The following is an 11630-nucleotide window of genomic DNA, read 5'->3' on the forward strand; positions in this document are numbered from 1 at the left end:
TACTATTTGTGAAATATATGGGTAAAAAAGACATTCAATTTAACCTTCGAATTCCAGAAGAGTTAAAAAATAAAGTGGATGATGCTGCGAAAGCCAATCAACGCTCCATTAATGCTGAAGCAACTTCTCGGCTTTATGATTCATTCGTTATGAATGACAATATTCAAGTTGAAGCTGCAAAAATCGTTGAAAAATTTCTGCGATCACGCTCACCCACAGAACGAAAAAAAGTGGTAGCTGAGCGTTTAAATTTCGTATTAAGTGAATTAAAAAAAATTTATCATTTCAGAGAGTTTACAATTGCTGAATTAGCCTTTGAGATAGGTGAAGAAACGGCCGATGAAGCTGAAGCTTGGTTTAGAGCAGAATTAGAACCCACCTTCGGACAATTGGGAAAAATAGCGCAACATACTTCAGCAAATCCGAACTGGTTATTCTTTGGCAAACAAACTCCGTATGATATTCAACATATACGTTTAAATGAATATTTAGATCAAGATATAAAGCTGCTCTTAGGTTCAAACCCAAGTAATGAATATTTATCTGCATCAAAAGTGAAAGAAATAAAATTTATTCGCGAATTATCAGAAGCAGGGCAGTTAATTATTCTTAAAATTTATGAAAATTACGCAGTTGAGACTTTTTACCCCCCATATCATATCAGTGATGTAAATGGTGTTGGTGGATATAACTCATTGTTATATCTTTGTTTATTAACCAAACTACTGTTGCGATATTATAAATCTAAGGTGAATGTATATAGTCATCTGCTTTCAGAAGAGCAGTTTAAACTTATTTTGACTGGAACAGTTCATCCCTTAACAATTGCAGAAAAACTACATCATATTCCTTGGGTAGATGATTTAGCAGATAAGTTACCTGATCGCACTTTAGATTATTGGGATGGTTTTGATGAATTAAGGGCAAGAGTATTGCGTGATTTCAAAGAAAAAGAATACATTCAGACAATTTGGAATGATCCTGAATTGTATCTAAAACATCCTATTGAGCTTTAAAAAAAGGGATGACATTTTACTAAGTGTCATCCCTTTCTTCATCCCCATTAGTATATTCAAATAGATCTTGCATATTGCAATTAAAATATTTGCACAAGGTATCAGCGACTGAAAGTTCAATTCGTATTGCCCTGTCATAGTAAAGGCTTGTTAGCGTATTGCGATTAATACCGGTCGCCTGAGCTACCTCACTTAACTTTAAAATTTTTCGCTCACCCATTAAAGCTGACAACCTACATCTAATCATAGCAACCTTCAAATCAAAATAATAACCTACAGCAAGTCAATTTAACTTGATAAATAATTTTTAACATGATAATTTAACCCACAGCAGGTTATTTTGTTTCATAGTGAAACAAAATAACCTTTCTAAATATCATTATATAATTTCTATGTGAGTTCAGCTATGAATAACTATTTTTCTCCAAAATTCTCCGTTTCAGAAGAAGTCCGCTCAACTGCTGTTGCTCTAATCAAAGAGTTTAATATTGACCGTACATTTGATTTAGCTTTATTCCTGAATGTTAATCCTAACTTAAATGACCAAGATGCAACTTTGGCTTGGGTTAATTATTTTGAAAAAAATCAACATGATCTTAGTGACTTCAATAATGTTAGACGTCACTTTATGAAAAACTTTCCTAAAATTATGTTTGCAAACTTTAGTGAATAAAATAAACAAAGGGAGATAACAAATATTTCCCTTAATTTTTAACTGACCCTCTTATTGCAATCTCGATTAAAAGTGAAACTTAATTTAATTGGTTGTAAAAATATGGATTCATCGATAAAAGCAAGTCATATTGAACCATCAGTCATTGCTTTTGACGTGTTTGGTACACTTGTAAAAATAGGGGAAAGACGTTCCCCATATAGAAAATTAATGAAATGGCTAAAAGAAAATGGGCGACAACCAAAACCTGATGATGCCAAATTTATTATGTCCCACAATTTTAATTTGGCAGAGCTTGCAAAGCGATTAGCAGTAAATATTCCAGACCAATTTCTGCAAGAACTTGAGCATGATTTAGATGAAGAGTTACGCTCTATTAGACTGTATGAAGATACCTTATCAACTTTGGAAGAATTAAAAAAACTGGGATTCAGATTGGCATTATGCTCCAATTTAGCGATGCCATATGGAAAAGTTGTTTCTTCATTTTTACCTTCTCTTGATGCTTATGCTTGGAGTTATGAGGCTGGAGCAATTAAACCAGAGCTACAAATTTATCAATATTTAATAGATCAATTAGAATGTCGTGCCAAAGATGTTTTGTTTATCGGAGATACACCTTTAGCTGATTATAGTGGTCCAAATGAATTTGGTATGTCAGCACGTTTAATTGATCGTAAGAATGGTCAAAAATTAGCAGGTGTTTTAGCCGATATCATTAAGTAATGAGTATTTGCTTAAGCCTGAAGAAAAAATTATTTATGAAAATATGTATGATTCAAATAACTCAAATTAGTTTTGTTTCTTTAGCTTTTTGATATAAGCCTCACATTTAGAGAGCAAACCACGATTATATTTTAAAGTTGTATCCAATCCTGCCGTTGCATACTCAATACCTTGAATCTCACGCTGCTGAGCAAAGACTTTAATCGCAGGATGTAACTGTTCTGAACAACTTGTATCATTGCTAAAATATTTTAGCTTTTTGGCTTTGGCAAAATAAATTGCAGCAAACAATCACCCATCTTCAAAAACAATAGCCAATGAAGCATCTAAATTGGTTCCAGACCTACCTTCATAATACAAAGCCGCATCTGTTTTCAGTAAATAGGGAGCGGAGTAATTTTCGAAATTAGATTGAAATTTTGGATAATCGTGCTTTAACAACTTTCGAAGTTCTATTTGAATTTTTTGATTTGACGCAATTTGAGGAACTGATGAAATATCTGAATATTGGATTAAGTCTAATTCTTGAGCATGAGTAAAAACAGAGATTGAAAAAAGTAGAAAAAGATAATATTGACTCTTCATATCAAATTTATTATTTTTATGTCCATATTGACTTACTTATGGATTGTTCATTTTATATGGACACTTATGGAGTATCGATAAGGGTGAAACCCTTTTGAATTGAGTTCATAACATTTCTCCAATATTTTAATTTTTTATAAATTAGTGCAGTTAAGTTTTTATTTGGAAGTTAAAAAACGCTAACTGCTTAACACTTTTTTATTTTCATTGAATCTGTTGTTTTTTACAACAACTAAATTAGCTTGTGTTTTTTTAAGTTATTTTATGTAAAAAAGTGACATTTTCCGTCACTTTAATACTTTAGTTTAAGATGATTGGTGAGTTTGGTAGCTCATTAAACTCATCCAAACCGATTTGCTCATAATACAAATTCAATATTTTACCAATACTTAATACACCATTTACAACAGCTTGCCTATGGCGTTTATTTTTTAATTCCAGAACAATTTGGTCACATACATCTTGCCAAAGCTTTTGTTCCGTAGCTTTTTTTAAGCCTCGATCTATCACGATTTCAACTTTTTGCTCACATAAATTAAGATAAAGCAAAACCCCACTATTTTTTTCTGTATCCCAAACACCTAGTTCAGCAAATAACTGCTGAGCACGTAAGTATGTATTTTGATAATAAGCTTGATTGCTTGGAATATGCCCTTCAATAACAACTTGAATTTCTCCAATATGCCCTTGCTCTGCTTGTTTCACGGCTTCTGCAATCGCAAATTGATCTTGTTTAGAAAAATAGCGTTTGGATGCAGGCATATAAAAAAAATGTTTTAACCAGCGTGAAAAGCTTGGTGTCACTTGCTGCTGTAATTTAGGTTGTGTCAAAATTGTTGTTGTGTCTGTTTTTGTTACCATGAGCCTGAAGCACCTCCACCGCCAAATCCACCTCCACCACCACTATATCCACCACCGCCACCGAAACCACCACCACTACTTCCTCCTCGCCCGCCACCAGAAAGAAACATTTGAAAAATCAGTTGTGCTAAAGAAGTAATTAATAAGAAAAATATACCAAAACCTAAGACCAAACTCATTAAAATACCAGAGCCGTAGATTAAACCCGCCGCAAAAGCAGTCACGCCCGCTACAGAAGCACTTAAACGATTACCAATAATAAATGAAGCAAATATACCCACAATAAGAATGATGATTGCGGTTGTCATTGTACGGTCTTTAGCTTCTTGCTCTTGAATGGCTTGGTCTTGACGAGCTTTTAACTCATCAGCAGCTTGTTTGGCAATTTCAGGGTCAAGATTTAGAATTCGCTCAATTTCCATCACACCAGCTTGTATGCCTTGACCATATTGCCCTGATTTAAAGTACGGTGTAATTTGATTACGAATAATTCGGCTCACCATAATGTCAGGCAATACACCTTCTAAACCATAACCTGTCGCAATATGAATTTTTCGATCATTGACTGCAACTGCGATCAACAAACCATTATCTTGTTTCGCCGAGCCTAATTTCCATTGTTCCGCAGTACGCATAGCAAAGTCAAAAATGCCTTCAGCCCCTGTCGTTGGCACAATAATCACACCAATTTGAGCTTTACCTTGGTTATAAATATTGCGAATTTTTGCTTCTAAGTTTTGTTTTTCATTTGCAGACAAAACTTTTGCCTGATCAATAACAGGCTCATTTAAACTGGGTAATTGGCGTATTTGCCCATCTGCCAAATCATTTTTTACCGAAGAAGCTGTCTGATTTGATGTTGATATAACTTCAGGTGAATCATCTTGTGCGTTGGTATTATTTTGAATCACTTTAGCGACAACAACAGCATCATCTAACGAATCTGTTGCTGTAGCAGTTTCAGCCCATGCAAATGATTGAAATGTAAGTACTAACGTACAAATCATTAACATGAAGACGGTTTTCATTTTTCGACCGATCCATTGACTCATTTCAAGCATGTAGCATCCTCACAAAGTGTTCAATTTAACTTAGTTGAAATTGACAGTTGGTGCTTTTGCAGCGCCTGCTTCTGCACTAAAGTTTGGCTTGGTTTTCATTCCAATCACTTTTGCAGTCATCGCTTGTGGGAATTGGCGTACATACGTATTGTAATCTTGTACAGTTTCTACATAGCGTGTACGTGCTGTACTAATACGATTTTCGGTACCTTCTAGCTGTACTTGTAAATCTTTAAATTGCTCATTGGCTTTTAGATCTGGATATTTTTCTTGTACCATTAATAAACGTGATAAAGCACTACTCATTTGTGCCTGCGCTTCTTGATATTTTTTAAACAGTTCAGGATTTTCCAATACTTCCTTATCAACTTTTAGACCAGCAACATTAGCACGCGCTTGGGTTACCTCAGTTAATACTTGTTCTTCGTGTTTAGCATAACCTTTTACAACATTTACAAGGTTAGGGACTAAATCTGCACGACGTTGATATTGGTTTTCAACCTCAGACCATGCGGCTGTTACAGATTCGTCTTTAGCTTGCAGTGTGTTATAACCACAGCCTGAAAAAGCTAAAGTGCTGGTTAATGTCAATGCAAGTGCGACCTTTTTCATTGAATTCATCATTTAAAACCTCAAGTATTTATTTGTATTTGTTGATATAAACTTATTCTAAACATATTTTGAAAATAGAATTGTTTATTTTCTTTACAACACATCATACTTACTTGCTGTAGCACATCAATCTAATGATTTAAAATATAAATATTCATGAATTTTTTAAATGAAAACCACCACTGTTGAAGTCGAAACCAAATTGAATTATTTACATAATTCATGCGTTTATCGAGAAATTCTTGATCACTAAATTGTAATTTTTTGGCAGAAGAATACATAAAAATAGGAACTTCACTATCACGTTTAACTTGTACAACTTCTATATTCCCCAGATTAAACATAATTTGTGCTGTCACTGGATACAAAATAAGAAAAGATTTTTTATTTTCATTCTCTAATTATTCGTCAATTTGTGTGGGATTATAAGTTGTCTATAAGAAAAAGCCACCCGAAGGTGGCTTTCTTGAACATCATTTATTCATCATCTTTTTTTGCTTCATCAGTAGGAGGTAAATCCTTCACTGCTTCAGCAATTAGACCAAACATATAGTTACCATATGCATTGGTTTTGTCATAATGGAAGCGTAAACGCGGTGTTACACGCGTTTTAATACGATGACCAAGCTCATGACGCAAGAAACCTGATGCTTTATTAAGCACCTCTAATGTTTCTTTATTTGCAGCTTCACTTTGCTCATCGCCTAATTCACGTCCCATTACAGTCACATAAACTTCGGCATACCCTAAGTCTGGGCTTACCTTAACCGCAGAGATGGTTACAATACCACCTAAGCGTGGATCTTTCAGCTCCTGACGAATCAGTTCAGACAACTCTCGCTGAACTGTATCTGCCATACGTTTAAGACGCTGACTACCCGCCATTAAAGACTCCGTTTAATCAATTGAACATCATAAACTTCGATTTTGTCTTTTGCTTTGATATCTTTATAGCCTTTAACTGCAAGACCACACTCCATACCTGCACGGACTTCTTCAACAACTTCTTTGAAGCGACGAAGTGATTCGAGTTCACCTTGGAAAACAACAACATCTTCACGTAATACACGAATTGGTTTATTACGATGTAATACGCCTTCAAGTACCATACAACCTGCTGCTGCACCAAATTTACTTGAGTGGAAGACTTCACGAACTTCAGCCACACCCAAGATCGTTTCGCGATGTTCTGGTGCAAGTTTACCGCTCATTGCAGCTTTCACATCATCAATCAATTGGTAAATGATTGAGTAGTAACGAATATCAATGCCATCAGCATCCGCTTTTTGACGCGCTGTATTATCAGCACGAACGTTAAAGCCAAGTAATACTGCTTCTGAAGATTCAGCAAGGATTACGTCAGATTCAGTAATCGCACCAACACCTGAACTAATTACACGTACTTTCACTTCGTCTGTAGACAATTCAGAAAGTGCAACAATCAAGGCTTCCAAAGTACCACGTACATCTGTTTTCAAGACAACATTAACAATAGGCACATCTTTTTTGCCCATTGATGCCATCAAGTTTTCAAGACGCATGGCAGATTGACGCTCAAGACGTTTTTGACGCTCACGATCTAGACGAGCTTCAGCAACTTCACGTGCCTTCTTCTCATCATCTACTACAAGAACTTCATCACCCGCCATTGGCGCTTCAGGAAGACCTAAAATTTCCACTGGAATTGAAGGACCTGCTGATTTGATACGCTGACCATTTTCATCTGTCATTGCACGGACACGACCATAAGACGCACCAGCAAGTACTAAATCACCAACATTCAATGTACCATTTTGTACAAGAATAGAAGTTACTGCACCACGACCTTTATCAACACGTGCTTCAATTACCACACCTTGTGCTGCACCTTCTTCAGATGCTTTCAATTCTAACAATTCAGCTTGAATTGAAATAAGGTCTAGAAGCTCATCAATACCTTGACCTGAGTGTGCTGAAACCAATGCAACTGGTACATCACCACCCCATTTTTCAGGTACGATTTCTTTGGTTGTTAATTCATTTAATACGCGATCTGGATCAGCAGACTCTTTATCCATTTTGTTGATCGCAACAATAATTGGAGTTCCTGCTGCACGTGCATGATCAATTGCTTCGGCAGTTTGTGGCATTACACCATCATCTGCTGCAACAACCAATACCACGATGTCTGTTGCTTTTGCACCGCGTGAACGCATCGCTGTAAATGCTGCGTGTCCTGGTGTATCTAAGAAAGTAATAATACCTTTCTCAGTTTTCACATGGTAAGCACCAATGTGCTGAGTAATACCACCAGCCTCGCCTTGAGCAACTTTCGCACGACGAATACGGTCAAGTAATGATGTTTTACCATGGTCAACGTGACCCATAATAGTAACAACAGGCGGACGAGTTGTTTGAACACCACGTGCTTCTTCTGCTGCTTCAAGTAAATTATCTTCAGCTTGAGTATCAGAAACTAATACTGGGTTGTGCCCCATTTCTTCTACAACAAGTGCTGCAATTTCTTGATCAATCGCTTGGTTTTGTGTAACTAACTCACCCATTTTCATGAGTGATTTGATTACTTCACGCACTTTAACTGCCATTTTTGCAGCCAAGTCAGCAACAACAATTGTTTCACCAATTTCAACATCATAAACTTGCTTTTTAACAGGTTTTTCAAAACCATGTTTATTTGCTTGGCTTGTTTTTAAGCCACGTTTATGTGGATTATGGCTGAAAGATTGCTCTTCTTGACCACGACGACCACCTTTCTTTTGACCACGTGGATTATTCGTGTTTGTACCACGTTTAATTTCACGGTCTTCTTTTGCAAAAGAGTCTTCGTATGCTTGACCAACTAGACCAGCAGCCAATGGTGAATCATCCACAACACGAATCGTTGGCGCATTATCATCAGAAGAATACTTAGACGCCATTTGACGCATTTGCTCAAGCGTACGTTGTTGTGCTTCTTCAGCTGATTTACGACGAGCAGCTTCTTCAGTTGCTTTTAACTGAGCAGCTTGCGCTTCACGTGCTTTCTTTTGTTCAGGTGTTTCGATTGTTTTTACAGTTGCTTTAGTAATTGGTTTATTCGTAGATTTACGCTTCACCACGACTGCAGCTTTTGGTGTTTCTTTTGCAGCTGTTTGCTGTTTTGCAGCAGCACGCATTTTTTCCAAGTTTGCTTTTGCAGAGCTTTCAGCCTCTTTTGGCGCAGCGTCTACTTTCGCTTTTTGTTCATTGCGTACTTTTGCTTCAGCTTCTGCTTTCGCAAGTGCTTCAGCTTTAATTTGTTCTGGATCTGGCTTAGTAAATGTATGCTTCTTACGCACTTCTACATTAATCGTTTTTGCCTTACCCGATGTACTTGCTACTTTAGCGGTACTAGTCGTTTTACGTTTCAACGTGATTTTTCCTGCCTGACCCACATCTTGACCATGAGATTTTTTCAAATGGTTGACAAGGGTATCTTGCTGTTCTGTCGTAATCTTATCTTCAGCTTTCTTTTGTGGTAATCCAGCTTCACGCACCTGATCAAGGAGCTTTTCTACAGGAAGTCCTACACTGACCGCTAACTCGTTAATTGACTTATCCGTCATGTATTACCTCCTAGTTAAACCATGATTCACGCGCTTTCATAATGAGTTGACCCGCTTTTTCAACATTTAAACCTTCAATATCTGCGATATCGTCAGTTGCTTGATCAGCTAAATCATCCACTGTAATAACACCACGAGCCGCTAAAGCATATGCAATTTCAGAAGTCATACTTTCCATTTCTAGAAGTTCTTGACTTGGCTCTTGAATATTTTCTTGCTGCTTTAAAGCATCAGCTAAGGCTACTTCTTTCGCACGACCTTGTAACATTTCAACAAGTTCAGCATCTAGCTCAATTTCGTCAAATGTTTCCACTGGCACATAAGCAATTTCTTCTAGAGAAGTAAAGCCCATTTCAACCAATGCCATTGCAAGATCTTCTTCAATATCAAGACGTGTAACAAACATATCTAAATATTGTTGTGCTTCATTTTGTTGACGAGCACGATATTCATCCTCAAGCATCATATTGAGCTTATAACCTGTAAGCTCAGACGCTAAACGAACATTTTGACCTTGTGAACCAATTGCTCGCGCTAATTGATCACTAGTAGCAAAAATAATATCTGCAGTACGTTCTTCTTCATCAATCACAATACCCGATACATCTGCTGGCTCTAAAGCACTTGCAATATATTGAGCAGGATCATCAGACCACACGACAACATCAATTCGTTCGCCATTCAATTCTGATTGTACTGCTTGAATACGTGTACCACGCATACCAATACAAGCACCAACAGGATCAATACGATGATCGTTCGTTTTCACTGCAATTTTAGCACGAACACCTGGTTGGCGCGCGGCTGCTTTAATTTCAATGATTTCTTCAGAAATTTCAGGAATTTCTTTTTTCATCAATGCGATCAACATTTCAGGCTTAGCGCGTGACAATAATAATTGCGCACCTCGACCTTCTTTATTTACGCTATATAAAATCGCATTCATACGTTGTTTAGGACGAAGAATTTCTTTATGAATCATTTCTTCGCGCGCTAAATACGCTTCTGCATTATCACCTAAGTCAATAATAAAGCCATCTTTGGTTTGTTTTTTCACTTCACCATAGATCAGCTCACCAACTTTAGATTCATAAGCTTCAGCAATCAATGCACGTTCCGCTTCACGGATTTTTTGCACAATGACTTGTTTTGCAATTTGTGCAGCAATACGTCCAAACTCAATTGAAGGTACTTCAAGCTCACGGATGTCACCGATTGACCATTTTGCAGGATCTACATCTGAGATTGCATCTTGGCAAGCAGGCATTTCATGATCTTCATCAGCAACGACTTCCCATTGACGGAAAGTACTGTACTCACCTGTTTTACGATCAATTTCTACGCGTAACTGTGCTTCTTCAGAATTTGTGCCTTCGTAGAATTTTTTCTTTGTTGCTGCAACAAGAGCTTGCTCAAGCGCTTCAAAGATTGCTTCACGACTAACACCTTTTTCATTACTAACCGTCTCTGCAACGGTAAGAATTTCACGGCCCATAAGTCACCTACTATTCAAATTCTTATTCGTTAAAATTAATTTAGTCTTGATAGATTAAATTGGCTTTGTCGATATTGTTGCTGTCAATTTCCAATACTTGTTGTTTTTCAACTTCAACTTGAATCATTTCATTTTCAAGATCAACAGAAACAAGTTTTGCTTGGAATTTACGACGGTTTTCAACGGCTGCGATTAAGCGAAGTGCAACTTGTTGACCAACATATTGAGACATTTGTTTCAATTCAAAAAAAGGACGATCCCAACCTGGAGATGATACTTCTAATGCATACTCACCCGAAATTGGGTCATGCACATCAAGTATTGCACCGACTTGCTGAGTCACACGTACACAGTCTTGTACGCCTACGCCTTGACCTGACTCTACCTCACCATCTTCATTGATGATAGGCTCAGCATTTTTATCTACTTCTTTATCGATATAAATACGCAATAAAGAACGCTTACCTTGAGGTAAAAATTCAATACCCCAAAGTTCTACATCACAAGCTTGCACTGCAGGAACAATTAAATCTTGAAGTGCTTGAGTTTTATTTGATAGCTTCATTTACTCTCGTCATTTTGCGCGATTATGATCTTAATAGATCACCACAGACCCATACACACTATAGTAGTAGTGAAACATGACACTTTAACTTTGCCTATACGGCTCATATCGACACTACACGATAGCCAATAAAAAAGGGCGAAATTCGCCCCTATTATTACACAGAAAACTAAAAGCCCACTGTGCAAAAAGACCCACCTATCTGTGAGCCCTCTTTAGAAACTTGGTAGCGGGAGCTGGATTTGAACCAACGACCTTCGGGTTATGAGCCCGACGAGCTACCAGACTGCTCCATCCCGCATCAACATCGCAAATATTTATCTCAACTTAACTCTCTAAGTTGTTTATTTTAGTTTGCTTCTAAAATAAAATTGATTGGTAGCGGGAGCTGGATTTGAACCAACGACCTTCGGGTTATGAGCCCGACGAGCTACCAGACTGCTCCATCCCGC

11 protein-coding genes, 2 tRNA genes and 1 pseudogene are annotated in these 11630 nt (G+C 37.2%); 3 read left to right on the forward strand and 11 right to left on the reverse strand.

Features of this window, described 5'->3' with window-relative positions:
• The first annotated feature begins 17 nt into the window (after positions 1-17).
• Positions 18-1016: an Arc family DNA-binding protein gene (locus HX005_RS01605; RefSeq protein WP_286376071.1), complete on the forward strand. Its 999-nt coding sequence runs from the start codon at positions 18-20 to the stop codon at positions 1014-1016.
• 19 nt (positions 1017-1035) lie between these two features.
• On the opposite strand, the gene HX005_RS01610 is transcribed toward HX005_RS01605, so the two are convergent.
• Positions 1036-1263: a helix-turn-helix domain-containing protein gene (locus HX005_RS01610; protein WP_262445244.1), complete on the reverse strand. Its 228-nt coding sequence runs from the start codon at positions 1261-1263 to the stop codon at positions 1036-1038.
• Positions 1264-1422: 159 nt separating this feature from the next.
• On the opposite strand from HX005_RS01610, the gene HX005_RS01615 reads away from it, so the two are divergent.
• Together HX005_RS01615 and HX005_RS01620 are read left to right on the forward strand one after the other, a co-directional pair.
• Entirely contained in the window at positions 1423-1689 is a 267-nt protein-coding gene (locus HX005_RS01615; protein ID WP_286376072.1) for a hypothetical protein, read from the forward strand.
• Positions 1690-1791: 102 nt separating this feature from the next.
• Complete coding sequence (locus HX005_RS01620; RefSeq protein ID WP_286376177.1) at positions 1792-2415, forward strand: HAD family hydrolase; 624 nt, start codon at positions 1792-1794, stop codon at positions 2413-2415.
• A gap of 66 nt (positions 2416-2481) precedes the next feature.
• Here HX005_RS01620 and HX005_RS01625 read toward each other — a convergent pair.
• From HX005_RS01625 to HX005_RS01670, 10 genes and pseudogenes are all read right to left on the reverse strand, one after another.
• Positions 2482-3000, reverse strand: a pseudogene (locus HX005_RS01625) (hypothetical protein).
• A 300-nt stretch (positions 3001-3300) separates the two neighbouring features.
• Complete coding sequence (locus tag HX005_RS01630; RefSeq protein ID WP_286376073.1) at positions 3301-3861, reverse strand: TPM domain-containing protein; 561 nt, start codon at positions 3859-3861, stop codon at positions 3301-3303.
• Positions 3855-4922, reverse strand: a complete 1068-nt coding sequence (locus tag HX005_RS01635; RefSeq protein ID WP_502872707.1) for a TPM domain-containing protein — start codon at positions 4920-4922, stop codon at positions 3855-3857. Before HX005_RS01635 ends, HX005_RS01630 begins: the two co-directional genes overlap by 7 nt.
• A 30-nt stretch (positions 4923-4952) precedes the next feature.
• Complete coding sequence (locus tag HX005_RS01640; RefSeq protein WP_107007271.1) at positions 4953-5543, reverse strand: LemA family protein; 591 nt, start codon at positions 5541-5543, stop codon at positions 4953-4955.
• Positions 5544-6011: 468 nt separating this feature from the next.
• Positions 6012-6419, reverse strand: coding sequence for a ribosome-binding factor A (locus tag HX005_RS01645; RefSeq protein WP_107007137.1), 408 nt, complete (start codon positions 6417-6419; stop codon positions 6012-6014).
• Positions 6419-9118, reverse strand: coding sequence for a translation initiation factor IF-2 (gene infB, locus HX005_RS01650; RefSeq protein ID WP_286376074.1), 2700 nt, complete (start codon positions 9116-9118; stop codon positions 6419-6421). The genes HX005_RS01645 and infB overlap by 1 nt, the downstream gene beginning before the upstream one ends.
• Positions 9119-9128: 10 nt before the next feature.
• A complete protein-coding gene (gene nusA, locus HX005_RS01655) occupies positions 9129-10613 on the reverse strand; it encodes a transcription termination factor NusA (protein ID WP_107007139.1) in 1485 nt (494 codons plus the stop codon).
• Between the two features lie 40 nt (positions 10614-10653).
• Positions 10654-11178 (reverse strand): ribosome maturation factor RimP, encoded by a 525-nt coding sequence (rimP, locus tag HX005_RS01660; RefSeq protein ID WP_286376075.1) that lies wholly within the window; start codon positions 11176-11178, stop codon positions 10654-10656.
• Positions 11179-11402: 224 nt separating this feature from the next.
• Positions 11403-11479: transfer RNA gene (locus tag HX005_RS01665), tRNA-Met, on the reverse strand.
• Between the two features lie 75 nt (positions 11480-11554).
• Positions 11555-11630: transfer RNA gene (locus HX005_RS01670), tRNA-Met, on the reverse strand.

It is taken from the genome of Acinetobacter sp. R933-2 (assembly GCF_030325485.1).
Taxonomy (GTDB): Bacteria; Pseudomonadota; Gammaproteobacteria; order Pseudomonadales; family Moraxellaceae; genus Acinetobacter; species Acinetobacter sichuanensis.

Coding starts and splice junctions, on each gene's coding strand:
- HX005_RS01605 (WP_286376071.1), top strand. CDS start 18: ATGGGTAAAAAAGACATTCAATTTAACCTTCGAATTCCAGAAGAGTTA.
- HX005_RS01610 (WP_262445244.1), bottom strand. CDS start 1,263: ATGATTAGATGTAGGTTGTCAGCTTTAATGGGTGAGCGAAAAATTTTA.
- HX005_RS01615 (WP_286376072.1), top strand. CDS start 1,423: ATGAATAACTATTTTTCTCCAAAATTCTCCGTTTCAGAAGAAGTCCGC.
- HX005_RS01620 (WP_286376177.1), top strand. CDS start 1,792: ATGGATTCATCGATAAAAGCAAGTCATATTGAACCATCAGTCATTGCT.
- HX005_RS01630 (WP_286376073.1), bottom strand. CDS start 3,861: ATGGTAACAAAAACAGACACAACAACAATTTTGACACAACCTAAATTA.
- HX005_RS01635 (WP_502872707.1), bottom strand. CDS start 4,922: ATGCTTGAAATGAGTCAATGGATCGGTCGAAAAATGAAAACCGTCTTC.
- HX005_RS01640 (WP_107007271.1), bottom strand. CDS start 5,543: ATGAATTCAATGAAAAAGGTCGCACTTGCATTGACATTAACCAGCACT.
- HX005_RS01645 (WP_107007137.1), bottom strand. CDS start 6,419: ATGGCGGGTAGTCAGCGTCTTAAACGTATGGCAGATACAGTTCAGCGA.
- infB (WP_286376074.1), bottom strand. CDS start 9,118: ATGACGGATAAGTCAATTAACGAGTTAGCGGTCAGTGTAGGACTTCCT.
- nusA (WP_107007139.1), bottom strand. CDS start 10,613: ATGGGCCGTGAAATTCTTACCGTTGCAGAGACGGTTAGTAATGAAAAA.
- rimP (WP_286376075.1), bottom strand. CDS start 11,178: ATGAAGCTATCAAATAAAACTCAAGCACTTCAAGATTTAATTGTTCCT.